The organism is Ciceribacter sp. RN22, assembly GCF_024054295.1.
Taxonomy (GTDB): domain Bacteria; phylum Pseudomonadota; class Alphaproteobacteria; order Rhizobiales; family Rhizobiaceae; genus Allorhizobium; species Allorhizobium lividum.
The window spans coordinates 21,244-46,507 of the sequence record NZ_JAMXLD010000003.1 but is presented as its reverse complement, the minus strand read 5'-3'; the positions used below and the strand labels follow the sequence as shown (position 1 = coordinate 46,507).

The following is a 25,264-nucleotide window of genomic DNA, read 5'->3' as shown; positions in this document are numbered from 1 at the left end:
GAAGGATTGAGCCAAGCGTCGCGCGAGCGCGTCTTCGTCTTCCGACGCGACAGCCGTGTTGATCGCAACCGCAACAACAAGCCCGAGGCCCCGTCCCTTTACGCCGTTGTCCTCGGCACGGATGGTCGGAGCCTGGGCGACCAGTTTTCCGGTTGCTGCATTTTCAAGACGAACCGATCCCACGATGTGACTGTCATGGCCGGCGAGGATACGAGCGGCCTTGCCACTGACGTCGACGACATGCAGCGTCACAATCAATCGACCTTTGGTCGGTCCGCCCGGCAGGCCGGTGATTTCCTTATTCATTGCACTCTGCAGGGTGCGGACGACCGCCGGCAGCTGCGGGTCCGGCTTACCCGTTACGAACAGACCGCTCGTCCGAACGTCCGGAGCGGTCTCGACGCTGATTGTCGAGACCGAAGTTGTCTTCAGCGCGCTGGTGAGGCGCGGGTCATGTGTCATGCATCCCCCGAGCATCAACGCGAGCCCCAACAGCGTGACGCTGTTCGTCAAGCCGTGTTTTACCTGGTTCGTGGATCGTGACGCCATTGGAGTCCCCGTCATTTGAATACGTGAAGGTTGGTGACCGGTGCGCATCACTCACCAGCTCGCGTTGGCGCTGAAGAACATCAGCCCTTCACCACGTTGTTCGGAACTGGTCGCCAGGATGTCGGAGTAACCGAAGTCGAGATTGATCTTGCCGCCGGAAAGCCGCATGCCGATGGTCCAGCCCGACAGGAAGCCGCCTTCGATGTCATGGCGAGCCTCAGAGAACACGCGGCCATAGTCCAATCCGACATAAGGCTGTACTTCTCCGAACAATTCACCCATCTGCGGGCTATCGGACCAAGGCCTGATGCGCCAGACAATGTCGTTGCGAATGAAGAAGCCGTTGTTTCCATACAAGACGCCGTCGCGCGTTCCACGAACGTTCGAATAGCTGCCGAGGGACATCTGCTCGCTTCCAAACAGGCTGTCCCCAGACACCTGAGCGTTCGCAATCGAAGAAGCGATGAAGCTCTGGTTGCCAAGTTCAAACGGCGTGTCGGCGCTGATAGAACCCGTGAACTTGGTAAAGCGCGGGTCGGCGCCTCCCGCCGAAGGCTCACCTTCGTCGACCGCCCCGAACAGGTCGAGGCCCTGCTCGACATTGGCGTCGAAAGCCCAGACTCCACCAAGCATGCGTCGGGAGTGGGTGAGACCGATTGAGCCGACGGTGTATCGGCGGCTTCCGACCTCGATCCGGTTGCCGAGCAGGAAGTTTTCGGTTTCCTTATAGGTCAAGGCGAGATGAAGCTGCGTCAGCGCATTCGGGCCACGCCAGAGAACGCGGTCGACGGATACCCCGATTTCTCCAGAGGTTCCGGATGACGAAAGACTAGCGAAATTTCCGGGAACTTCGCTTTTGTATTCATACCAGGCGCCACTCCCGGAAAATGTCCAATAGCCCCATGGAATGCTGAACAGGGCAGAATAATTGTCAGCCTTACCCCGGCCGTCGCCGTTTCCGGGATAGTCAGGACCGCTGTGTTCATAGGTGAATGAGAACAGATCGTTGAGGTCGAAGAGGTTCTCTCTCCGGATCTGGACGGTACTTCTCGACAAGCCGGTCTGTTCCTGCCCGAGATTATTGTTGCCGACAGAAACCTGCCACGGAAGACCGTGCTCAATATCGACGTTGAGAATGGCGGTCCCTGGGTCGGCGCCGGGAAGCATGGTGCTCTTTGCCTGACTTGATGCCAGGCGATCGATCTGGTCCAGCCCCTGTTCGATATCGTGGATGTTGCCGGCCCGTCCGCGCAAACCGGGAAACGCAGTCTCTAGCTCGCCCGAATGCGGAGCCGGCTTGCCGTCTAGGTAGATATCCGAGATCACACCTTCGACGGCCTTCAGTCTCAGCGTGCGGGAACTCCCGATGTCCTGCTCCGGCACGTAGACCCTGGAGGTGATGTAGCCCCGATCAAGGTAGAGGTCCGTCATGTTGCGAAGAAGGAGATTGATTGCGCCGAGGCCGATGCAGCGTCCCGAGAAGCTTCCGGTAACCGTCGCGATGTCCTGCTTGGGGAGCAGGCTGGCGTCGTCGACGACGATCTTGTCAACCGGAAAGCAGCGGCCCCCATCTCCTATAGCGGGCCGGGCAGAAGAGGCATCATCGAGCCTTTCGGGCGTTCGTCCCGCAAGTACGCCCAGCCGGTCACGGCGTTCAGAGGCGCTGCGGTCACGTGCAAACTGATCGGCAGGTGACTGCGCCCCAACGCTCACCGAGGAGAGAATGATGAGGGCACACGCATTGATGATGACAATGAAGGGTCGTAACTCGGCCATGGTTTCAATCGGCCATTCACGTATTGCGCAGTTGCGCGAGTGCCGCCGTTATGCCCTTCAGCGAGAACGAAACATTGACGTTCTGCCCATTCATGAGGCGAAGCATTAGGCTCCCGTCATTGCTCTTCTTGAGGGAGGCGACCATGCTTGCGTCAAGTGGTTGCTGAGCCCAACAGCCGCTGGAGTTGCAGTTGCGATAGGCAAGCCGGGCGATCGACCTGTCTCCGGCATGGAGATCAAGTCCCGCAGGCAGAAACACATTGAGGGGAACGAGAACCGTCAGAAGAAGCTCATCGGTCGGCTGGTGCATGTTTCTGGAGATCGCCAGCGTCAGAACCGTGACCTGCTTCTGTTCAAGCTCGACGCGCGCCACCTGCGCGACCTCACATACCGAGGAGGGCCGGCCGTCGGGAGTTCTCACGTCACGACAACGGAGCGTCCAGTCGTCGAACCGCTGCGACCGGATGCCCGCCGCCACGCCTTGTTCCGCTTGGTCTGCACGTCCTGGTTCTTGTGTTTCAGCCGTTGCTGCAGCGGTTGGCGCGGTGGTTCCGAATACCGCAACACTCAATACCGCGGCCAACCTCCAAAACGAAACCGAAGCAAGACTCTCTCCTGCGCGCGTCAACGTAAAATTGGTCCTCGGCGTAATCACATGCATACTCCAGAATACGGAGCCACAGTGCACAGCCGTTAACTTATGCGCAAATTAGCAAATTCGGCCCGAAGGGTGACCTGTTGCCCAGGATGGGAGAGTCGCTTCGCGGGAGATAGCGTCATGGTTGCACATGTGAGAACTCATAGCAGGCTGCTTCAATTGCCGACCCTCGTCCAGAAACGGCTGTCTGAGCATGGCTGAGTTGAAGCGCGTTTCGGCGTCCAGATACCAGGCTGCGGAACGTAGAGAGACATTTCAGTACGGCAAATGACGACCCATGAAAGATCGTCAGCCTCTTACATGGAAATATGCCGTTGCTTGCCCGGTCGAGGGGCCGAACCTTTGAATGCGCCGTCACGGGCTCGTGGTTTGCGTCGCCATAGCGCTCCCTGTCCGGAGCACTCGTCCATCGCCGTTTCGATCGCTCGATTTACCGGATAACCCGCGGGGTGGATGTAACGCTCAACTTGCCCGTTGGACAAGTTATGCCGCGATCTGGCTCCCACGAACATCGACAGAGAACGAAGTCCGACAACGCACGCCTATCAAGTAGCACAATCCGTTCGCTTCAATCGCAGAGCATTTCCATGCTCGCATCAAGAACGCCCTCTGCCTTCTTAAAAGACGTTGCCTTTTTGTTATAGATTACACCCAACCGGATATTGTCCACCTTGGGCAAGTTGGTGACTGTCTTGATCGCCGGCGGAAGGGAGGGGGTCAGAAACTTGGGAATGGATGTGCAGCCCAGCCCTTCGGCAACAAAGCGCGATCTCACCAGATAGTTGTCGACCCGTGCCACGATGTGATGCGGCGTTCGACTCTCTTTGAGCGGCCGCTCCACGTAGTACGAATAGGGCGAAAGATGCGTCTCCAGAATAACTGGTACAGGCTTGTCCTCCTGAGCGAGGTCTCCAGACCTGCTTTCGTCGAAGGCGACCCAGACCATAGGCAGGTCCGTCATCAGATCGACCTCCGGCTCATGATGGAAGAGCGGTCGAACGACGATATCCAACTCTCCACGAGAATAGATTTCGATCAATTCGGAAGGACCCCCGATGTGAATATCAAACTCGTCGGCGAGCTTGCGATATCGCTTCATATCGAGGCAGTAACGGGTCGCGAGATATCCGCATATCCCCAAACGAAGCCGGGTCTTGCCCCCGTCGCGAGCAACGCATGAAAGCTCGTCTGCCGTCTCGATCATAGTGGAGATGAGCTGCGCAACCTTGTCGGAACGTACAGCCATCCTGCCGCCGATGCGCGTCATGATCGGAATGCCGGAGAGCTTCTCGAAACGAGCAATTTGCTGCGAAGCGGCTGACTGTGTGATGCCCAGCCGCTCAGCAGCCAGCGTGACACTCCTGTAATTCAGAACCTCGCGGATGCACCGTATTGTGCCCAAGGATAGCCGTCCAAGATCTGAATATGCCTGCATCGTTAGCCCTCTGCCGTGCGTTACCTGTGTCAAACTCCGTGCGCCCGTGCGCATCTGAAAATAAGGGGTTCCTGTCCTGAACGGGCACCTCGTTAAACTCTCCACGTTGATATGCCGTGGGCCGCTTGCCGCGACGGATCTTTCGATTCGACCTAAGAAGGCCTCAGAGAGGGACTTATAGGCAAATAAGCGGGATGGCCGGGCAGATAGGCGGTCGTTTCCGTAAGCTGCGGACAGCGTTCACGAATTTTGCGGCGGGTTCGCCCAGTCGGCTCATCGAGCACACCAGCTCACGGCGCTACGGGTTCGCATCATACGAAAGGCGAAGCGGTGGCTTGTCTTGGGTGGAGCCGACCTCTTGGTCGGCCGAGCGCCCTAGGCTTGCGTCCATGCAATCGGTATGGTTCGGTTTGTCATGCCGTCACCCACATGGTGGTGGGGATGGGTAGAACAGACGATCACGATATGCCCGGACGGATGGGAGCGTGTTATCGTTGGTAGTCCACTCGCGGTCGATATCCGGGCCGATCGGTGGGTCAGGCGCACCACGTCCTTGACACGGACGACGGGGCGGAGTGATGGAAACCGAAACCCACACGACTGCATCGAGCAGGTCGAACAGGATCTGAAGGAAAAACCGCGCGGTTGATGGAGATCGCTCGGGGAAGGCAAGCTCCTGCTGTTCTCACCGTCCGGCACCGGAATGGTGTTCTGCAAGATCCAGGTCACAGAATTGGAGCGCGTCACTGATCCCGGTGGGGCGTGCGCCGGCAATTACTGCTTCGTCCACCACGAATACCACCTCGGACGAATGAGCCGCTCTATCGATTGCCTCCCGGCTCAGATGAAACGCCGCCACGCATGCCTGGCTGTCGCAGCCCGATAGCGAGCCTCGATAGAGTACGTACCCATCCGACAGAGCGACGACCAACCGTTGCCGGTTCCTCGCTACCGCGGAGACTGCAATGATCGAAAAGACCCCGCTGTCGACCGTCGGGTTTACGGTCCAGGTGATTGACCCGCCTTCGCCACGCGTTGCAATAACTTGGCGCAACACGCAAGAGGCTGCCGGACCGACGGAGCGTTGCTCCCGTATGAGAGTCCAGCTCTCATATCTCCGTGTAGCGCGACGTGTTCCGTCTTTGGTGACTGTTGCCCAGTGTCTGGCTTCTTCGCTGCCAGGCACCTGTTGTCCGAGAACGTTTGCAGGCAACATCGTCATGAGGCATAACAGCGCTATACCAAGTAGCCGTCGTCTGCTGATCCCCGTGAACAGGCGGGCCCACGTCACACCGGAGGGGTCGATCTGATCCGCTACATATAGTGCAGGAGTGTTGGTTGATTGGCACTCCTTTCGGCTGACGAAGGTCGACGTTGGCTGCGGTTGACGACGAACACGGCGTTTCGCGAGACAGTCTATCTCCTGTTCCGGCTTGTCGAGCATCAGCGACTCTCCATGTCATCCCGCCTGGGGCCGGAAGGTGGTAGGAACTGATGCTGGCTGGTGATGTGCTTCCCCTTGCCGACAATTCCTGCCCTGGTCGACAGCCGCTCATGCATTGTCCGCATTCATCGCGGATGATGGGCTTATCGGCAAATAATGACGCGCATCTGCCGACGTGCTGAAGTGCAGCTTCGGCGCTCGGAATGCCAATTGGAATGGAACCGCGGATGTAGTCGCATGACTGTCTTCACCGAGCGTCTGAAGTCCAGCTCTCCGGTGCCGATCGGCGACTGAGACGCGGGAGTATGTTCAATTGGTGGCTGAACAGACACTCTGCCGGGTCTCGCGATCTCGGCGAAGAGATGTTTCACGCCACCGGTTCGTGTTGAACCGCCGCGGTAGCCCTTTCAACCCCGGAAGTAAATCTCGCTCGCCCGGAAATGCCCTCCTGCTCTTGTGCATTGAACAATCACGTCGATCGAGAGCCTCAGCATTGCGTCGATGTCTTCACGCTCCAGGGTGTGCCCACCTTCAGATTCCTTCACGAGTAGCATCAACTGCTGGAAGGCTAGTCTCGCAGAGCCGGCGTGCACCGTCGTGATCGATCCCGGGTGACCGGAATTGACGTTACGGATGTAGTAGAAGGCCGTGCCGTCACGAAGTTCCTGCAACAGGATGCGGTCGGGCCGCATGCGCAGGCTCGATTCCAGCAGTTCCTTTGCGCCGGCGCTCGATAGCCCCTGAGCGCCCTTTGAGTAGAACAAGCGTATGTGGTTCGCCTGGGGAATTACCAGTTCCGGCGTATCCTCAATCGAGATAATCCGCTCATCATCTGGAATGTGCCTGACCAGCGCCTTCGAAAGGGTCGTTTTGGCCGAACCGGTTGCGCCAGAAATAATTATGTTCTTTCGTGCGATAACGGCCTGCCGCAGAAACTCCTTGAAGCGGCCGGCGCGGTATAACTCGCGCAATTCCACGTCCTGTGTCGCGGCGCCATCATCGGCTGCTCGCGTCTGCGCGAAGAACTCCCTCTCGTCGAGATCGTCAAGCGTGAAGGCAACAGAGGATGGCTTTCGAATAGTGATACTGACGGTGCCCCGGGTCGTCGCCGGCGGGATGACAATCTGGATTCGTTCGTCGCCTGGCAGCGTCGCCGAGAGGATCGGTCGTGTGTCGTCGACGGCCTGATGAGAGAAGCTGGCCACGGCCCGGGCAAGGCGCATCAGCCTCTCGAAGGTCAGCCCCGGCAGATCATGAGGCCGCCAACCACCGGAGCCCTCCGTCAGCACCTGCCCGGGCCGATTCACAATCACTTCGTAGAGCGACGGGTCATTCAGGAACGGGGCGAGCGGAGAGAGCAACTCACGAACGACCGTAGCGTCAGGTCCCTCGGTCATAGTCCCCGCCCTACTTCGTCACGAGCGTCGACCGCGGACTGAAATCCCCCAGCACCGCCCGGTCGAGGATCTTGTTCCTCGGCTCCGTCACCCGCAATCGATAGACTCCGGAAAAGTCGAGATCGCGCGCCACGAAAATCGAGACCAGTTCACCCTGATGTTTGTTGAGCGTCGGCGGAATGTTGATCGATTGCTCGACGGCGATCGCCGCTGCCTGCTGGCCGGCGCTCGTCGTGTTCTGCGCGTCGACGTCGCTGTCCTGAAAACGGCTGCTGGCATAGCTTGTGGCATCGCCGACGATGGAAAGAAGAAGCGCACTTCCGAAGCGCTCCCACCAGTGAGTGTCGACGTAGCCGTCGATGCCGGACCGGCCGAGCGCATCCGTCGCCGGCGAGGCCAATGCAACGATGACGCCATAGGGGGTTTTCGCGCGGTTCCAGAGCACGAAGAGGCGCTTCTGTCCTCGCTGAAGGCCGCCCCGATACTCACCGAGAACTTGGGTTCCCTTCTCCATCAGCACGACGCGGCCATTGTCCGAGAGGACGTCCCGGCTGATCACGCAACTGGCGAAACCGGGTTGATCTGACGCCATGGCAGTTTCTAGGACGCAGGGTATCGAGGTTCCCATAGCGACGATGAAGTCACGATTGCCGAGCGTGCCGGCGCGCGAGCCTTCAAGCTTGGTCGGCCGTAGCAACCCGTCGAAACGCTGCTCATCGGCATTGGCCGAATTCTGGCCCATCGTGTTTGCATCAAGCGGCAGGAAATTGCTCTCCGCCGACGTGGCAGGATTTTCGGTGCTACGGTGCGATGTCGCGTTCTTCTGTCCGCTGCTATAGGCCATAACAGGGGCCCGTCGCGCCGAGTCGAGCAGAGGATCGTCCTCCTTCACCTCCTCGGTTACGGAAGGGGTCGGCAGCTTCACTTCCGGTACCGGCTGTACTACCGGTTCCACTTTCTCCTTGGCCGGTTCGAAGTTTGTTGTCTGTCGGATGACCACCCGCTCGGCTTGAGCATTTTCCTGCCGTTTCCCCTCGCCGCGCATCGACCAAAGGGCGAAGGCGACAAAGGCGACGATGGCAAGCGCAACGGCGCCGCGCTTCAGGACAGGGTTGTTGTCGATCCTCCTGCCGGGAACCGTTTCGGCTCGTTCGCCCGGTATCCGGCTTTCGTCTTCCTGAACCATGACGACTCCCTACTGTGCTGTGACGTCGGTCTTTACGACGCGCTCGACGGATGGCGAGGTGGTGCTGGTGTCGGAATTAATACCGATGCGGTCGTAGGCCTCGTTGAAGACGCAGAGTACGTCCCCTCCCCTGCGCAGGATGAACTTCCGGCTGATGGCGTGGACCAGCACGAGATTGCCGTCGACCGACTTCGGAACCAGGCTCTCGCTGCCATCCGAATTCTCGATGTAGATGGCCGGCATCTCCTGATTGCCAACGAAGGCAAAGGTCGTGACCTTGCCATTGTCGTAGACCGATTGCGGCTCCAGGGCCTGTGCGCCTTGCGCCGAGTAGCGCCAGTTCCGCGGCCCATAGGCTTCATGGAGAGCAAGCACATTGTCGGCCTCCTTCGCCTGCGCGGCGATCGCTCGCGCCGCCGCAGCCTGTCGCCGTCGTTCGACTTCGTCGGCGGGATAGCGGTACTTGACGTAGAAGTAGGTGTTTTGGCCGACCTCCACCGTCCCATCCCGCACCGTCAACTCCATCTGGTAGCTTCGGTTCGATCCGTCGCGCCGGGTGGTGACGACAGAGATGTTGGTGACCGGCTGATTTTCCCGCGGTTTGAGAAACAGGATGTTGCCCGCCGGCGCGATCTCCCATGCGACACTGTTGCCGAGCGCGACATGCGCGATCTCCTCGTCGGGAGCGAATTCCACCTGCACCGAGGAGCGTAGCGAGCCGATGATGCGGGTGATGTTGTAGGGCTGGTAGTCGACGAAACGGACGCGGCTGTCCTGCGACGCGCCGCGCGGAATTTCGAGGGCAAGCGCCGTGGAGGCTGAGGCCGTCAGGAGGAGGGTGGCGACCAAAATACTTCGCATCAGTTGATTGCCTCCGGATCGGCTCGGTATTCGCTGACCGCAAACCCGAGAGGATTCACCAGCCGATCCGTCGACGACATCGGCGCGTTTGCATAGGAGAAGGTGAGCGACGCAACCCAATGGGTTGTCCGGACTTCTTCTCCGCGGGTGACCGTGCGCATGTAGCGGACGGATACGACATGCGGATTGATCAGCGAGATCGAGGCGATGCTGATGCGCGCGGTGGCGCCGCGCCCGTAGATGTTCTGTGGCGACTCCGGATTGCTGCCGCGATAGATCGCCGAAAACCGAGCCTGCTCCGGCTGCGTCGAGAGAAGCGCGACGGTGCGGAAGTTCTCCTCCGCCTCGCTCCAGACATAGCCCTCCCGGGCGCGGACATATTTTGCGGCGAAGTATTTGGTCACGGCCTCGTCGTAAGTGCCGACGGTCGATGTCAACGCCGAGACGATATCGACGACGCCCGTCGAATTGTCGACCCGCACAACAAACGGTTCCACCGTCTTGAGTGGCGTCAGGCCGGCGACGGCGAAGATCGAAGCACCGGCAAGGATGCTGGCTACGATGGCAATGGACCAGGCGATGCGCGCCGAACGTTCGACCTCGATCATGCGGTCCTGATCGAAGCGCCGCGCCTTCTCGAAATATGCCTTGAGTTCGTCCCTGAAGACCATGGCGTCAGTCCTCACATGGACGATAGGAGGCGTCGATCTCGAGATGGGCAAAAGCCGGCGGCTCCTTGTCCTCTTCGGCATAGGCCGCGGCCATTGACGGGCTTACCGGCCCCGCATCGGACTGTTTCTGTTTCAGATTGCTGTTGTCTTCCCACCGCCACATGGAACGATTGAGAGGGCGGCGCGAATAGCCGTCGCATTTCGGGAGCGGATAGGTCAGCGACGCGCAGCTGCTTAAGGCGGCCGCCATGCAGAGCAACGGAATTGTTCTGATCATTTCGGAAGAGCCACTTTCTTGTTCGTGCAAAAAGCGTCATGATCCGGCGCCTTTCGAGGTGAAGGTTCGACCAACGGCGCGGACACCGCGTCCGGCCGCTCGGACGGTATGGGATGCCGCCCAGGCGAGCGTGCTTTCGTGGGCGTCGCGTGCCGCGCCGTAGCCGTAGGTCAAGGACGCCCCGCCAGAAGCCAATGCAGAGGCAATGTTGGGAAGCTGGTAGAAGACGTAGAGGGCGGCCAGGCATATGGCGCAAAGCGCGATCGGCCGCATCAGCACGTCGCTATACCCCTCGATCGCCGTGAAGGTGGTGTCGATACAGGTGATCAGCAGAGAGCCGACGGCGACGACGAGGACCTGGAGGATGACGAAGTTCGCTACCTGCCCGATCCAGGCTTCGGTGAAGCGTCGCGTCGACTGGAACATCGCGAGCGCAACGAAGATCGGCCCGATCGCGAGCACAATGGCGAGCGCGAGCCGTGCATAGAGGGAGACGATGTAGCCGATCCCGGCAACGATGAAGCTAGCGGCGATCACCATCATGCCACCGACGCCGGTGACGATATCGACCGGCCAGGAGGCACGCGACCAGATATCGGTGGCAGAGGCCTGTCCCTTATCGAGCAGGCTATCGAAGGTCGATGCGCTCGGCGCCATACCGGTGTTCAGAGCCTGGGAGATCTCGCGCGGGAGTAGGTCAAAGAAGATGTTCGAGACATAGGTTTGGTAGTCAGTGGCGTTCTTCACCAGCATCACGATGATGGCGAGCTTGATTGCGCGGAATGCGAAGTCGAGGATCGGTTCCTGCACTGAGCCGCGAAGGACGAGATAGCCGTAGAGCACGATATAGAGGGTAACCGCCGCCGTCAGAGGGCTTGAGACCCACTCGGAGATGTTCGACGTTCCAGTGGAGATGAAGTTCTCCAACGGTGTCTTGAACTGCTCGTCGACGAAAGTGAACACCTCATACAATGGCCTACCCTCCCAACGACTGCCGCATTCGCTGGAGCCGGAGCTTGCCGTCGGCGCCTTCCGCAATCCTGCAGTTCGGGGTATCGCGGAGCTCGCCGGGATTGTTGCGGCACTTCGTGACGATGCTGGAAAGCAGCGCTTCGTCCGCCACCAGTTCTCCAACCGTGTAGGTCCGCTCAGTCTGCTCCGAGCAGGCGGCCAGGCCAAACATCGCCGGAAGAAGGATAAGTCTCCTCATTGCAGGGCCGCCTTGATCGCGTCCATGCGCTGGCGCCAGTCCTCGGCCTTGCGCTGTTCATCGACCTGAACCTGCGCCTGCTGCACCATGCGGAGCCCCTCCATCCGCAACACATCAGTCTGAAGGAAGGCCTGCTCAGCTTGCAACCGCGCCTGAAGGTCGGCGATTTCCTTGGCGTCACTTGCCGTCGAAATCTTCTCGCGCAACTGGTCGATGCCGTCGACGCGCTTGGTTGCGGCATCATAAATCTGCTGGCCGAGGCTCATCTGCCCGGCGTTTTTGTTCTGGATGCGCGAAAGCTCTTGCGCATAGAAGTCGTCGGCGCTGGTGCGATAGGTCGAATTGCTCTCCAGGAACGTTGAGGACGAGTGAGCGAAGACGCCCGTACCGTTGCCATTGAACAGGCTCTCGATGGCGCTGAAGGCCGTCGGCAGTGCCTGGCGAATGGCGGGATCGTTAAGGACGCCGGCAACATCCGCCATGTCGGTGAGTTTGTTGAGCGAACCGTAGAGCTGCTGTGCTTGCTCGATCTGCTGATTGAGCGCATCGAGTTGGTTTTTCAGCTGCGTGATGCTCTCGATCTGCTTGGCGATCGCCGTCTGGTCGATCACTGGGATCCCCTGCCCTGCCGCACCGGTGGCGGGAAGAATGAGCGCAGAGGCAATCACCACACAATTAATTCGAAAGGAAGCCATCAGCTCGCACTCCTTCGTTGCTGGAAAGCGGGAAGCCAATTCCTGGCATCGTTGCCGACCTCTGCACGGACCGCATCGGCAAGTTCGACATTGGCGGTTCGTCCGGAGAGGATCGCGAGTTCGTCGTCGAAGCCCTTGAGATCAAGCTCGGCGACGACGCTGTTATGTCCCTGCTTCAACACGAACCGCCGGCTCTCGATGGAAAGCTCGCGCGCGACCAGTTCGAATTCACGCTCGGTCAATTTGAGGCCGTCGACATAGTCGGCACGATTGCCGCGGGAATTCGGCAGGAAGATTTGGGTCGGGCACTGCTCGATGATGGTGTGAGCGATCGGCGAAACGATCGCATCCCGTGGACTCTGCGTGGCGAAGAGCATGAGCCCATTCTGCTTGCGGATCGTCTTGAGCTTGTTCTGGGCGAGATCGCGAAACCCTTCATCCTGGAGCGCCTTCCAGAACTCATCGATGACGATGATGATCCTGCGGCCGTCGATCAGTTGCTCGACGCGATGAAAGAGGTATGCCATGAGGGGCGTGCGAATTTCCTCGTTGTCGAGGAAGTCGGTCATGTCGTAACCGACGAACTTGCCACCGATGCCGAATTCGCCGAAACCGATTTCCTCGATGACGTTGTCAAAGACCCAGCCGAGTGGGCCGCCCCTCTCCCATCGCCGCAGCCTTGCCGCAATCCCTTCTGGGTTCGTGTTGTCGAGAAAGGTCCTGAGCGCGCCGATCGTCCGACGCTCGACCGGCAGGTCGGCGAGGCCGTCGACGGCGGACGCGATATCGCGGAGTTCGGTGACGGTCAGTTCGCGCGACGACGATCCAACGAGCTTGCCGACCCAGCGCGTCAGGAACACCTTGTTCTCTGGTGTCAGGTCGAGGGTCTTTAAGGGGGCGCAGCCGGTCGGCACGCCGTTCTTGAGGGGCAGATAGGCGCCGCCGGCGGCGCGCACATAGAGATCGGCGCCCCTGTCCTTGTCGAAGAACACCACATGCGGATCGTGCTTTTCGAGCTGCGACAGCATGAAATTGAGGAGCACGGTCTTGCCGGCGCCGGACGGTCCGCAGACGAAGGTGTTACCGAGATCGCCGTAATGGAAATTGAAGTAGTACGGTGACCCGGATGCGGTCTTGAGCAGGGCGACGGCAGGCCCCCATTCGTTGCCGTCCTTCTGGCCGATCGGATAGGAGTGGAAGGGTGACAATGCGGCGAAGTTCCGCGACGTGATCGCGCCAGACCTGGCGCGATAGCGGAAATTGCCCGGCAGTTGCGCCCACCAGGCCGCCTCGAGACCAAGGTCCTCGCGCGCAACGACGGCGCCGCCACTGGTCAGGCTGGCGCGTGCCTTGGCGAGATTGTCCGTCAGTTCCTTCACGGATGGGGCAAAGACGGAAAGCGAGAGATGATGCTCGCCGAGCACAAAGCGGTTGGACTCCAGATCGTCCATCGCCCCATCGAGCTCCTCGATCTGCGAGGCCGCCTTGTCGCCGCTACTGACCATCTGGTTCTGCTTGCGGCCCATGATCACGCGGGCGTCCGCCTTCGAGACGAATGAGAAGGACTGCGTCAGGATCAGTTCGAAAGGACTGGTGAGCACGCCATCGAGCATGCCGGCCCTGGTACGGGCCGGATATTCCTTGAAGCCCAACATGCCGGCAAAGCGGCTTTCAGCCTCGTGGCGTATTTCGATCGTTTCGCGGCCGACGATGACACGATCCGAGTAGATCGCCGACGCGACACGCCCCTCAGTTAAGGGAACCGGCTCCCACCGGCCCCCGACGATCTGATGAAGCACTTCGCTCGGCTCCGAGAACAGCAGGCCATCGCTCTCGTAGAGTGACATCACGTGAGGACTGAAGCGCTTCAACGCCGCCGTGACGTCGACGACCTTGTCGCGGAGATGCTTGAGGGCTTCCTCATCGAGTTCGGCCCGCGCGCGGCGGGCCCGACGCAGGCGCGCCAGTAGCCTTGCCGCCTTGTCGGCCGGATCGCGCGCGGGAGTCCAGAGGATCGTCAGATAGAGGTCGTTGCGGAACAAGTCCTCGCCCACCATTCGCGCGCGATACTTATCGTTGAGCGCCGCCGAGAACGGTGTCGCGAACGTGCCATCCGGATAGCTGTTGTCGCGACGGCGGATGAGATGCGTCCACAAGGCAAGCCGCTCGTCCGCGATGTTCCGGTAGAGCGTGTTGAGGTCGCGATGCAGTGCATTCAGGTCGAGAACATCCGCGGTCTCGAACGAGACGCCTTCGAGCGCGATCATCACCATCAGCGCCCGGGAATCGAGCGCAATTGTCGACTCGTCGACATGGCGAACGTAGGGGATGAAGGTCTCCGGACCGAGTTCGCGAGATCTGAGTGTGGTACGCTCAAGCAAATCCGAGGTCCCTTTCATCGTATTTGCGGGCAAGCTTCAGGGGGCTAAGCGTTGTGCCGCCCCAATAGGCGCTGTTGCGCGACCGACCGCGTGTCTCCACCCAGGCCAGCAAGATGCGAAACATGTTGTGGTCGTGTTTGACGAGCGCGCGGAACACCAGGTGCATGACGACACCGACGAGAGCGTAGGCGATCGAGCCGGCGACGATGTTGAGGATGGTCGTCAGCATGATATTCATGCCCATGGCTTCCATCGTTACGCCGGCGATCATCGCCGGCCGGGTGCAGGCAATGAACAGTGTATCTTCCTCGAGCGCCGGCCGTGCGTTCGCCATGGCGTCAGCTTCCGACGATAGTGTTGACGAGTTCGGTGGCGCCGAAGATGCCGCCGATGCCGATGATCCAGAATCCTGCCCGTCTCAGATCCATGTAGCCGAACATCCAGGCGATGCAGATCACGATCACCGCGATGACCGCCAGCAGCTTGGCGATGTTGCCGGTCAGAATATCGACGATGTTCTGCAACACGGTTTCGATGCCGGCGGCCTGCGCGAAGGCGGGCTCGACCATGGTGGCCACGATGGCCGCTGCCATGACAGCGGATGCGGCGATCGGGCGGATACGGGGACTGAAGGTCATTCACTCTGCTCCATTTGACTGTCCTGAAACACGAGGACGGAAGATTTCCGTCGCGAACTGAAAACATCCCACGACGGCGCCGCTGCCGTCTCGTCGACAGGCCGGTCGCCCCTCGCCTCCGCACCCGCCACATCGACAGTGCTAGCTTCGGTGAGCCCCCTCCCCTGTCCCCCATCTCCGATCACGACAGTCGCAAGGGTTTTGCCGAGCCGTGTCACTTCTTCGCGGACTTGCTCGTCGTATTGGACTATGGCTCCGACGGAGGGATCGTCCCGGCCGTAGTAGGATTGCAGCATGATCCGCTCGGCTTGGCTCGGATCCGCGCCAGCCTTCACCGCGAGCCGGTAATATCCGTCGAGTAGCGTCGCGGTGGCTTGAAGGTTCACACACGGATCGAACGCATCGGCGATCGAGAGCTTCAGCTTCCGAAGCTCCTCCATGCCTACCGCGCCGAGACCGAGTTGAATATCGCGCCGCTCTGCCGCGAGTGTCGTCGCAACCTCGATCGCCTCAGCCTTTGACTTCGGCTGCTTGGCGAGCGGTGCTCCGCTATTGATGCGAATGGCGAATGGCTCGAATTGGCTTTCAAGGCTGACAACGCCCGCGAGTGTCTCGGCCGCAACTATGGGTGCGCAAGCTTGAGTCAGATCGAGGAAAGCAACAGGCATGGCTCAGTACCACACCCTTTGTTTGCCGACGCCGTCGATCGTCACGTCGACATAATGGGGTTGCGGGCGGACGTTCGGCCGCGTGGTCACGTAGCGCCGGCATGGACGCTCCCCGCCATTCCTATGCTGTCCGGTAAAGAACTCCGCACCATCTCGGTCGGCGTAACATTCATTGTGTGGGACAGTCCGCGGGGTGGTCGAGACACAGATCGCCTCCCGTCCACGGTCGCCGTAGCGAAATGTCAGCCGGTAGCCCTCGTCGCAATAGTAGGGCTCATATCCCGACTGAGATGCATGGAATCCCACGCCGCTGCAGCTCGGAAATGGCCGGCCTTCCGCAAGTTCGCGCCACAGCTTTTCGATCGGTGGACGGCATTCGGCGTATTGCGTCGGACCGCCGGGATTGGAAAGGCACAGGATTACCTGACATCCCCAATCGTCTGCACGTACTTTGCTGTCGTAAGCAACGCAAATAGACGTTAAGCTGATCAAAGCGATGGATATTCGTTCGAGAGACGTGTTCATGACCGCCAACCTTCATCGACGCGATTCCGCGGGGCCTCTAACCAGCGACTATGCGGATCCGTTTTTCTATCATATATCTGACAGTATAACAAATGACAAGCGCACTGAACGGACACTGGCAAAGCCAGCTATTTGCGGCCTACGCCTTGCAGGAAATCCTCGATAGACCGGTCGAGGGAGAGACTCCTCAATCACGACTAAAACAGCTTGGAATGATGACGGTGCTCTACATGATGCATCAGAATCACGAAAGGCTAACGCTCTCGAATCTGGCTAAAGTCACCGGCCTGACCCGCAATGCGGTACTGGACTCGATTGACCCACTCGTCGCTCGAGGAATACTCAGAGAGACGCTTGTGAAAAACTCGATGGGTCGCGGGACTGCGAGACAATTCGAGTTTCCTCCGGAGGTTTTCGAGCGATTGAGGTCGAACTCTCGGCAGAGGACAGTAAGTACATAGTGTCGGATATCTGATGGTAACGTTTTGGGAAGGATCTGCGAGATCGGGGCGCGAACGCACGAGAGGGCGTAGCGATCGCCCGTCTTTGGCAATCTCCTCCCATAGGATATTCGCGTTCGGTGCGTGTTGAACATCACCGGGTCCAAGGCAAAGTAGCCCTGATCCGTAGGTTTTGGCGGCGTTGCGGCCGATAGCCGTCGGGACGTCTGTTGGGTTGCTGCGGGGCTGCAGGCTTATGGAACGACCGCCCCTTTCGGCCACGTGGCGATCTGATCGCCTGACTTGCAGCTGCCAAGTCCGCATCTTTCGCTGCCGCAAACTCGACGAGAGCCGTGCCTGAAGCAGGCGTAGGCTGTGGCTTTCCGTCGTTCGTGATTGCGGGCGAAGTGCACAATGCGGCTATCGAAGCCGAGAAGAACAGCTGTCGTGAGTCGGGTGCTCGTATCGTTAGGAGCTCCCCGTTCTAGGATGGCAGTGCTGAATTCACAGGAGATCAGCACATGTGGAGGGAGATGGAGGAAGTTTCCTAATAAGCTGAATTGACAGGGAAAAACAGCATTATGCGATGCAGCTTGTTTCTTGGTGTTAACCGCTTGTTAAGCCTATACTTCTGGACGCTTCAGGAGAATCGTGTTCTATCTTTGGCGGACAGAGGCCGGCAAACCGGCGAAATGCCGCCAAGAGGAACAGATGGCGATAGCGCACCGAGTAGATTCAGTTGTTGGCTCGAAAGAAGATGCTGGTAGCAAGATCACGCGCCATGCAGGGCTTCTGTCGGGTCAATTGCAGCAGCTCAGAACTCGCATGTATCCGCCGAAATCGGAAAAGACGTTGCGTCCGTTCTTGACCAATGAAGTGTCGAAGCTGACGTCGATACCCGACTCGACCCTCAAGCTCATGTCGACAGAAGGACGCGGGCCGATACCGAGCCGCCTGGAGAACAATCACCGCGTCTACACTCTGGCGCAGATCAACGAACTGCGGGAGCTATTTGCAAAGCAGAAGCCGGTCGATGCCTTGCGCTTCCTGCCCCGCCGGCGGGCTGGCGAACATCTGCAGATTCTTGCAGTCGCCAACTTCAAAGGCGGCAGCGCAAAAACGACGACCTGCGTTCACCTTGCTCACTATCTCGCTCTTCAGGGTTATCGTGTTCTCACGCTGGATCTGGATCCACAGGCCTCCTTGTCGGCTCTGTTTGGGGCCCAGCCAGAGGTCGACGTTGGAGCGAATGAAACGATCTATGCCGCTCTGCGTTACGACGAGGCTGAACGCCGTTCGGTGCGTGATATTATCCGCAAGACATATTTCGATGGCATCGACCTGATTCCTGGCAACTTGGAAGTCATGGAATATGAGCACGAGACGCCACGTATTTTGGCGAGCAAGTCTAGCTCTGGAGCGATCTTCTTTGAGCGACTGAAGCTTGTCCTTGCCGAGGTCGACGCGGACTATGATGTGGTGATCCTGGATACTCCGCCGTCGCTTGGTTTTCTGACGCTGAGCGCCATATACGCGGCGACCAGTATGATCATCACGGTCCACCCGGCGATGCTCGACGTTGCGTCGATGAGTCAGTTCTTGCTCATGATGGGCGACTTGATCAGCGTTCTGAATGAGAGCGGTGCGAAGTTGGATCAAGACTTCATTCGCTATCTAGTTACGCGGCACGACCCGAATGACGCACCTCAGTCGCAGGTCGTTGCGATGCTTCGCCATTTGTTTGGGTCCGATGTGTTGTTGCCGACCGCGATCGAGAGCACGGCTGTTGAGGCGGCTGGTTTGGCGAAGCGTTCGATATACGAACTTGAAATCGGACAAATCGGGCGCGACACTCACAGGCGCGCGCGTGAGGCGGTTGACGCGGTAAACGACGCGATTGTCCGTCTTCTCAACGATAGCTGGGGGCGGACATGAGCAAATCGTCTCGCAAATCGATTGTCGCAAGTTTCGGCCTTCTTTCCGCCGAACTCGAGAGCAAGTTGGCGACCGACGATCAGACTGCGGCTCCTGTTCCGCCCTCTGGAGCCCGCGTCGGGGCTGGTGTTATTGGTGCGGCTCACCGTGCGATCGATGACATCCGATCAGAGCGAGATCAATTGAGGGCTCTTCTCGAGTCGGGTGGCGGTGTCGTTCGCGAGTTGGACACCTCCTTCATCGATCCCTCCCCCTTTCCCGACAGACTGCCAGACGATGACGCCACGGATTTCGAGGCCTTCAAGCGATCGATTGAGACGGAGGGCCAGAAGGTTCCCGTTCAGGTGCGCAAACATCCAACCTCACCTGGCCGATACCAGATCGTGTACGGGCATCGGCGGTGGCTCGCCGCAAAGCAGCTCGGCGTGCCCGTGCGGGCCTTGGAAGTGGAGATCTCCGATCTCGATCTGGTCCTGGCTCAGGGTATCGAAAACGCCAGCCGTCAAGACCTGACGTGGATCGAACGTGCATTGTTTGCGTCGCGCATGGACGATGCGGGGATTAAGCCTCGACATATTTACGCAGCGCTTTCCATTGAGGACGCCGAGTTGGCGCGAATGCGGAGTGTCTATCGGACGCTTCCGGCGGATATCATCGAAGCCATTGGGAGGGCGCCCAAAATTGGTCGGCCGAGGTGGCTTGATCTTGCGAAGGCGGTTGCGGCTGACCCGAATTCACTTGCGTCCATTCGTACAGCGTTGAACCGTGGAGACCAAGGCGCTGAAACTTCCGACCAGAGATTTCAGCGTATCCTTAACGCCATCAAGCCCTCTGCGAAGGCGGAGGTACAGCCAACATCCATTTCGGATGGCAGCGGCACAAGACTTGGCGCTTTGGTGTCCTCACCGAGAGAGGTTCGAATTTCCGCCGAGGGACCGCTTGGAACTGATTTCTTGAAGTTTATCGAGGCGGAACTCCCCGTTCTCGCTGAGCGGTTCGTCCGACAGCGAGGACACTAACAGCCCCGCCATTTGTCAGGGTTTCTAAACCGATCGTGAAAAGGAAACGTAGCAAAAGAAAAAGGCCCCCAAACGTTGCCGTCGTGGAAGCCTCTCTCTGATTAGCAACTTGAGAATCGCACTTCCATGAATCCTAGTCAAGGGTTTTGACGCCATTTTTTGGCGGCCTGATTTCTTTTGCCTTTTTGAAGGTAAATGAAGATGCAGAGTGGAAGTGTATCGACTCCCTTCGGGAGGCGGCCAATAACCCTTGCCTTGGTGCAGCGGCAGATCGCGACAACTGAAATTGCACGCGGAAAGTCGGCTGAGAAGTGGAAAGTCTTTCGGGATATTGCGGAAGCGCGTGAGCTACTTGGTTTGCAGGACCGCAGCCTGGCGGTGCTTGACGCACTGCTTACGTTCTACCCTGAGAATGAATTGCGCCAAGATTCACAACTCGTGGTATTTCCCTCCAACGTGCAGTTGTCTCTGCGGGCGCATGGCATTGCAGGAGCGACTCTTCGTAGGCACCTCGCGCTACTCGTCGATGCCGGTTTAATTTTCCGTAGGGACAGTGCCAATGGCAAGCGTTACGCGAGGAAGGATAAGGTTGGCGCAATCGAGAGCGCATTCGGCTTTGATATTTCTCCCCTTCTTCTTCGCGCTGAAGAACTGGCGAGCATGGCACAGCAGGTGGTCGCGGACCGAGCGGCATTTCGTCAAGCCAAGGAGGCTCTCACGATTTGTCGTCGCCACGTCCGCAAACTCATTTCAGCTGCTGTCGAGGAGGGAGCTCCGGGGGACTGGGAAGCTGTTGAGGGGATGTACGTCGGCTTGGTAAGCAGAATTCCGAGATCGCCGACACTTACCGACGTCGAGTTAATACTAAGTGAGATGGAGCAGCTTCTGGAGAAAGTGGTTAACGACTTGAAACTTCAGGAAAATAGCCAAAAAACGACCACCAATGCTGCCCATAATGAGCGCCACAAACAGAATTCAAAATCCGAATCCATCAATGAATCTGAACCTGCCCAAGAAGATGGGCAAGGGGTGAAATTGGTGAGCAACAATGGATCGAAGAGAGAGCAGATACGTAGCTTCCCACTAGGTATGGTGCTGCGAGCCTGCCCAGAGATGATGATGTATGGACGAAGTGGTAGCATCGGTAACTGGAGTGAGATGATGACTGCGGCTGTCGTGGTTCGTTCGATGCTTGGAGTTAGCCCATCAGCCTATCAAGAGGCTTGTGAAGTGATGGGCCCTGAGAACGCAGCGGTTGCGGTCGCGTGCATCCTGGAACGCGGAGGACACATCAACTCGCCGGGCGCGTATCTTCGAGATTTGACGCGCAGAGCGGCGCGCGGCGAGTTTTCGTTAGGTCCGGTTCTCATGGCACTTCTGAGAGCGCGAGGATTAGGCGATGAACAGGTTGGATGATTAGAAGCCGAGACGGTAAAACCCTGACAGCTGTCAGGGTTTTCGGCTAATTCGATAGCTCCCCGCAAACCATCAAATCCGGCAAGGCACTTCAGGGTAGCAGGACCAATAGCAGGTATCATCCGTGTCAACGGAAACTCTAAGCATTTCAACTGCGCGCCCTGAGTGGAGGTCTCTGGAAGGGCGCTGAGTACTCCCGAGCATCTCCGGTAAAGCGAGAGGATGTCTGCGCGCGATGGTGAGACGTTCGGGCGATACGTGCTCCACACCTTATCCAAGTATGCCGGGGATACCCAGCGGTAAAACAGTGCGCGATACCTATTTCCGGCCGGACATCGCCAGGTTGAACGAGACCTCCACCGCGAACCTGGCCAAGCCACACAAAGAAATGCAACCCCGGTACCGACGCGGCTATCGGATAACTGTAGGACTTGCTCGGCCGATAACCAGGTGCACGCGCCCGGCAAGAAGCTCGCCAAGCGACCTCCAAGCAGGATACGGGGATCGCGCTGTCCAGAATGACCAGACAGCCAGTCAGACCAGGAGGCCCATACTCTCGGCCAGACCTAGCTGCCGAACGGAAGCCCTCGATCTCAATGATGGTCAAGACACGCCCGATGCCAAACTCGACACGCGAGCAGTCGCTGATGGCCTCGTTGAGGAGTATGCAGAGGCTAGTATCCGGATGACGCTGTTCTTGTTCCGGATCTTGGAGATCAGTGTCGATCAACAACTGGCCTCGATGGGGTCTCTCATCGAAAGAGCTAGATCGTGGCTCATCACCTATCGATACAATGATGTTCGCTCCTCGCGCTGCCCTCGCCTACTTCAGGCAGCAGGCGTGCTGGGCGGCGTTGAGCTAGTACCTCTGCACAGAGATTATGACTCTTTGAGTGTACTCGGTTTTGGGTAGGCTTTGGCGAGTTCGACGCGGGTCTGTTCGCTGGAGAGCATCCAGTTGATGCGGGCGCCGCTTGCGTTGCGTCGGCGTTCCCATGCGGTCAACTCGTCTATGAGGTGGTCACGACTTGGGATTCGACGGTCAAGGCATTGGCCACTTAGGGCACCGATCTCGATTTCGACCATGTTGAGCCAGCTGGTATGCTTGTGGGTGTAGTGGAACTCCAGCCGACAGCTGACGCGTCACGCCTCTGAAGCCGGCAGAGACTGATAGAGCGCAGCGACCGAGTGGGCGGAGAGACTATCGAGGACGCGCGGATGCGCTCGGCCTTGGGGCAATGGAGGTAGATGAGGTCGCGCGTGCATTGGGTGAAGTCTTCTGCTGCACGCCGATTGGTGACATTCACCCGGCGCCAGGGGCGATGCGCGTCGAGGAAGACGAACAGGTTAGCAGCGCCATTTCGTTTGTACTCGCAGTTGTCTCGTTCCAACCGAGACCGCGCTGGCGGGATTGGTTGGCGCACCTCGCAGATGAGTTGGGTAGGGCGTTCGCCGAAGCTCACCACCGGCCGCGCCGAGTCGGGGGGCTCGGCATATAGGTCGAGCACAGCCTCCATGCGTGCGACATACTCTGCGTCGGTGTTGGGAATGCACCACATGTCCTTGCGTCGCGGCTTGAGATCGTTCTCGGCCAGACGGCGGCGCACCGTCTCGCGCGACAGCTGTTCGTGCCGGGTCAGTTTGACGAACGCGTCTGCCAGTAGCTCCAGCGTCCAACGGGTGCAGCCCGGCGGCGGGCTGGAGCAGGCGGTGGCACCACCAGGGCTTCGTCCTTATCGGTCAGCTTCGCTCTGCACCAGGGCGAGGCCCCTCGCAGAGCGCCGCCTCCAGACCCATCTCCGCGAAGCGGTGCTTGGTGCGGTAAACCGTGGAGCCACTGACCAACACCGTCGTCGCTCTGGCCAGAAGTGGTCGCAAGCAGGATTCGGGCCGGCTTGAGCTTGCGCGCCGGATGCTTCCCGCCGCGCAGCAGCGCTGTGAGCTCATCGCGCTCGGGTTGGTCGACATCAACGAGATAACGTAGATTCATCCCGATGCCTCCCTAGGCTACTGAGGCTCCGGAAGAGTCGAAAAATGAATCAATTACTTGACTGACGGCCGCCAGACCGCCCCTCTTCACCGAGAAGCAGGGCCAGTATCTCGTCTTCATGTGGAATTGCGGCTTGTTCAACGGGCACTCGCTGGCCGAACGCGATGTGCAGCGCTTCTTTGGCGTCACTGTGCCTTCTGTCCACCACATGGTGCTCACGCTCGAGCGCGCCCAACTGATCCGCAGGCAACCGGGTATCGCGCGTACCATTGAACTGCTCATCGAGCCAGATATCCTGCCCAGGCTACGACCCAGCGAAATCGTCAAATCCTCTGTGCAGAGCTACTAGTTGGGCCTCGTCGGATTTCGGCGTAAATTGTCTCAATCCGAGCGGCCTCTGCGTCGCTGAGCGCCGAAAACTCCTTGTCGCGAGCCCGCTTTGACAGTCGCCCTTCGTTCTGGCGTAGGAAGCGGAACAGGAGGTCCAGCAGTCGATCGGGCATGTCGACCATCTGCTGCACTTCGCTCTTGAATGCGTCATAGATCCGCAGGAATGCCGTCTCGGCCGGCAGATCCACATCGATCGTCCGGGCTACGCATTCGAACAGGAACTCGGCGTGCGGCGTCGCGTCGAAGTAGCGGTAGAAGTCTGCGGTGTCATTCAGCACCACGACATTCCCACGATCCGTTGATTGCCAGCGAACCAGCGGCAAAAGGCGGCGTGAGTAGCTTTCCAATATGGTTCGATAGGCATCGATGCGGTCCAGGATGACTGACGAGACCGGAAAGACCAGACCGGGAGGGTTGAACCCGCGCTCGGCGAGAACATGATGGATCAGATAGCGGTGCAATCGACCGTTTCCGTCCTCGAAAGGGTGGATGTAGACGAAGCCGAAGGCGAGAGCCGCGGCGGCGAGGACAGGATCGAGGCGTTGTGCCGCGCCGCTGTCGAAAGAGGTCAGGCCGTCGATCAGCGAGGGCAGATCTTCATGTCGGGCGCTGACATGATCGGGGATTGGTGCGCCCGTCACGCGATCATGCTCGCCGATGAGGCCGCCCTCGACGCGCAGGCCGAGATGAACGAAGCGCGCGTCGCCGATGACAATGCGCTGCAGCCGCTCAAGTTCGGAGCGGTCTATCGGCCGACGGCCGGCTTCGCCGATTATCTGGCCCCAGCGCTGGATGCGATCTTGCGGCGGATCTTCTCCGTCGATCTGGAAGCTCGAGCGTGAGTCCCTATGCAGCAGGAATGCAGCGGTGCGTGCAAGCAAGTCCGCCGGCACTTCGGCGATCAACTTCTGCGCTTCGTCACCAAGTCCGCGCGCAACGAACGCATCGAGTGCGGGCGTGCGGAAGATCATCGGGCAGAAGGCTGGTGTGCCGGGCAAATTGTTCTTCACCCGATGTCTTGTCGTACTCGTTCCGCTCACCGCGAATTGCCGCTCGGGATCGACGACAAGGGCATAGGAGCCCTGTGCCGCGTCGGGCAGATCGAGCCGTGTATCGAGCAGCCATTCGTAGAGAAACCACAGTCGCCGCGCATATGCACCAGTAGGCGCCGCGCGCACCATGTTTGTGACCGGTACAGGACCTGTTTCCAGAAACAGGGCTTTCAGAACCGCAAGATCCAGTCCTTCATAGCGCAGCGCGAAGGTCAGGTGTCCGGCAAGGTCATTGTCCGGCTGGTGGCGCGGGGTGTAAATGTTCCATCCTCGGGCCTGATAGACTTTGTGGCGTGGACCGATCGCTGACAGGGTGATTGGCACAGGCGCCGATAATTCGAAGGCATCGATCAGGGCCGCATAGCCGACAGGGATGGCGGCTTCCGGCATCCACCGGCCGTGAAAAATGCTGACGGCGCCTGAAAACGGCTTTTATTTGTCCATGCTCCATGAATCCTGATATCCGCGTCTGAAAATTAGTCTCTCAGCGACGTTCTCATGAAATTCGGTTAGGGGCAATGAACTTCGATGACATTGAGGTCATGTCTACGAAAATTGATTCTGAAGAGCCCTGTGAGCCAAAAACTCTTCATCTAAACGACTGATCGATCTGGCGGACAAACGGTACGACGAGTATCTGAGCGAGTTCGA

Annotated in this window: 23 protein-coding genes and 1 pseudogene; 5 read left to right on the top strand and 19 right to left on the bottom strand. The window is 59.0% G+C overall.

All coding sequences use genetic code 11. The features are described from left to right. The 17 genes from NHF53_RS21900 to NHF53_RS21820 form a co-directional block, all read right to left on the bottom strand. Positions 1-549: hypothetical protein (locus tag NHF53_RS21900; protein ID WP_252836090.1), on the bottom strand; the 549-nt coding region annotated here is incomplete at its 3' end. Positions 550-600: 51 nt separating this feature from the next. Beyond that, positions 601-2,325 carry a ShlB/FhaC/HecB family hemolysin secretion/activation protein gene (locus NHF53_RS21895; RefSeq protein ID WP_252836086.1) on the bottom strand — a complete coding sequence of 575 codons (1,725 nt, stop codon included), beginning with the start codon at positions 2,323-2,325 and terminating at the stop codon, positions 601-603. 16 nt (positions 2,326-2,341) lie between these two features. Then, positions 2,342-2,896, bottom strand: a complete 555-nt coding sequence (locus NHF53_RS21890) for an invasion associated locus B family protein (RefSeq protein ID WP_252836085.1) — start codon at positions 2,894-2,896, stop codon at positions 2,342-2,344. A gap of 655 nt (positions 2,897-3,551) precedes the next feature. Further along, complete coding sequence (locus tag NHF53_RS21885; protein ID WP_252836084.1) at positions 3,552-4,418, bottom strand: LysR family transcriptional regulator; 867 nt, start codon at positions 4,416-4,418, stop codon at positions 3,552-3,554. A gap of 1,851 nt (positions 4,419-6,269) precedes the next feature. Next, positions 6,270-7,259, bottom strand: coding sequence for a P-type DNA transfer ATPase VirB11 (virB11, locus tag NHF53_RS21880; RefSeq protein WP_252836083.1), 990 nt, complete (start codon positions 7,257-7,259; stop codon positions 6,270-6,272). A 10-nt stretch (positions 7,260-7,269) separates the two neighbouring features. Continuing rightward, entirely contained in the window at positions 7,270-8,445 is a 1,176-nt protein-coding gene (gene virB10, locus NHF53_RS21875) for a type IV secretion system protein VirB10 (RefSeq protein WP_252836082.1), read from the bottom strand. Positions 8,446-8,454: 9 nt separating this feature from the next. After that, complete coding sequence (gene virB9 / locus NHF53_RS21870) at positions 8,455-9,306, bottom strand: P-type conjugative transfer protein VirB9 (protein ID WP_252836081.1); 852 nt, start codon at positions 9,304-9,306, stop codon at positions 8,455-8,457. Then, positions 9,306-9,977: a virB8 family protein gene (locus tag NHF53_RS21865; RefSeq protein ID WP_252836080.1), complete on the bottom strand. Its 672-nt coding sequence runs from the start codon at positions 9,975-9,977 to the stop codon at positions 9,306-9,308. The genes virB9 and NHF53_RS21865 overlap by 1 nt, the downstream gene beginning before the upstream one ends. 4 nt (positions 9,978-9,981) lie before the next feature. Further along, entirely contained in the window at positions 9,982-10,254 is a 273-nt protein-coding gene (locus NHF53_RS21860; RefSeq protein ID WP_252836079.1) for a hypothetical protein, read from the bottom strand. Between the two features lie 36 nt (positions 10,255-10,290). Next, on the bottom strand, positions 10,291-11,226 hold the full coding sequence (locus NHF53_RS21855) for a type IV secretion system protein (RefSeq protein ID WP_252836078.1): 936 nt from the start codon (positions 11,224-11,226) through the stop codon (positions 10,291-10,293). A 4-nt stretch (positions 11,227-11,230) separates the two neighbouring features. Next, complete coding sequence (locus NHF53_RS21850; RefSeq protein ID WP_252836077.1) at positions 11,231-11,464, bottom strand: EexN family lipoprotein; 234 nt, start codon at positions 11,462-11,464, stop codon at positions 11,231-11,233. Then, entirely contained in the window at positions 11,461-12,159 is a 699-nt protein-coding gene (virB5, locus tag NHF53_RS21845; RefSeq protein ID WP_252836089.1) for a P-type DNA transfer protein VirB5, read from the bottom strand. Before virB5 ends, NHF53_RS21850 begins: the two co-directional genes overlap by 4 nt. Beyond that, complete coding sequence (locus NHF53_RS21840; RefSeq protein WP_252836076.1) at positions 12,159-14,558, bottom strand: VirB4 family type IV secretion/conjugal transfer ATPase; 2,400 nt, start codon at positions 14,556-14,558, stop codon at positions 12,159-12,161. The genes virB5 and NHF53_RS21840 overlap by 1 nt, the downstream gene beginning before the upstream one ends. After that, the gene (locus NHF53_RS21835) at positions 14,533-14,874 is read right to left on the bottom strand and encodes a type IV secretion system protein VirB3 (protein ID WP_252836075.1); all 342 of its coding nucleotides are present in this window, start codon (positions 14,872-14,874) and stop codon (positions 14,533-14,535) included. Before NHF53_RS21835 ends, NHF53_RS21840 begins: the two co-directional genes overlap by 26 nt. 4 nt (positions 14,875-14,878) lie before the next feature. Further along, positions 14,879-15,178: a TrbC/VirB2 family protein gene (locus NHF53_RS21830; RefSeq protein ID WP_252836074.1), complete on the bottom strand. Its 300-nt coding sequence runs from the start codon at positions 15,176-15,178 to the stop codon at positions 14,879-14,881. Then, on the bottom strand, positions 15,175-15,846 hold the full coding sequence (locus NHF53_RS21825) for a lytic transglycosylase domain-containing protein (protein WP_252836073.1): 672 nt from the start codon (positions 15,844-15,846) through the stop codon (positions 15,175-15,177). The genes NHF53_RS21830 and NHF53_RS21825 overlap by 4 nt, the downstream gene beginning before the upstream one ends. A gap of 3 nt (positions 15,847-15,849) precedes the next feature. Continuing rightward, a complete protein-coding gene (locus NHF53_RS21820; protein ID WP_252836072.1) occupies positions 15,850-16,371 on the bottom strand; it encodes a hypothetical protein in 522 nt (173 codons plus the stop codon). 92 nt (positions 16,372-16,463) lie between these two features. Between NHF53_RS21820 and NHF53_RS21815 the strand changes: the two genes are divergently transcribed. The 4 genes from NHF53_RS21815 to repC all read left to right on the top strand — a co-directional run bounded on the left by NHF53_RS21815 (position 16,464) and on the right by repC (position 21,181). Further along, positions 16,464-16,832 carry a MarR family transcriptional regulator gene (locus NHF53_RS21815; protein ID WP_252836071.1) on the top strand — a complete coding sequence of 123 codons (369 nt, stop codon included), beginning with the start codon at positions 16,464-16,466 and terminating at the stop codon, positions 16,830-16,832. 690 nt (positions 16,833-17,522) lie between these two features. Next, on the top strand, positions 17,523-18,746 hold the full coding sequence (gene repA / locus NHF53_RS21810) for a plasmid partitioning protein RepA (RefSeq protein WP_252836070.1): 1,224 nt from the start codon (positions 17,523-17,525) through the stop codon (positions 18,744-18,746). Then, a complete protein-coding gene (gene repB / locus NHF53_RS21805; RefSeq protein ID WP_252836069.1) occupies positions 18,743-19,765 on the top strand; it encodes a plasmid partitioning protein RepB in 1,023 nt (340 codons plus the stop codon). The genes repA and repB overlap by 4 nt, the downstream gene beginning before the upstream one ends. Positions 19,766-19,966: 201 nt before the next feature. Beyond that, a complete protein-coding gene (repC, locus tag NHF53_RS21800) occupies positions 19,967-21,181 on the top strand; it encodes a plasmid replication protein RepC (protein ID WP_252836088.1) in 1,215 nt (404 codons plus the stop codon). Between the two features lie 879 nt (positions 21,182-22,060). On the opposite strand, the pseudogene NHF53_RS21795 reads toward repC, so the two are convergent. Further along, positions 22,061-23,171, bottom strand: a pseudogene (locus tag NHF53_RS21795) (IS630 family transposase). A 133-nt stretch (positions 23,172-23,304) separates the two neighbouring features. Between NHF53_RS21795 and NHF53_RS21790 the strand changes: the two are divergent. Beyond that, positions 23,305-23,520 carry a MarR family transcriptional regulator gene (locus NHF53_RS21790; protein WP_252836068.1) on the top strand — a complete coding sequence of 72 codons (216 nt, stop codon included), beginning with the start codon at positions 23,305-23,307 and terminating at the stop codon, positions 23,518-23,520. On the opposite strand, the gene NHF53_RS21785 is transcribed toward NHF53_RS21790, so the two are convergent. After that, a complete protein-coding gene (locus tag NHF53_RS21785) occupies positions 23,495-25,003 on the bottom strand; it encodes a Fic family protein (RefSeq protein WP_252836067.1) in 1,509 nt (502 codons plus the stop codon). The two genes, NHF53_RS21790 and NHF53_RS21785, sit on opposite strands and share 26 nt — an antisense overlap. Between the last annotated feature and the right edge of the window lie 261 nt (positions 25,004-25,264).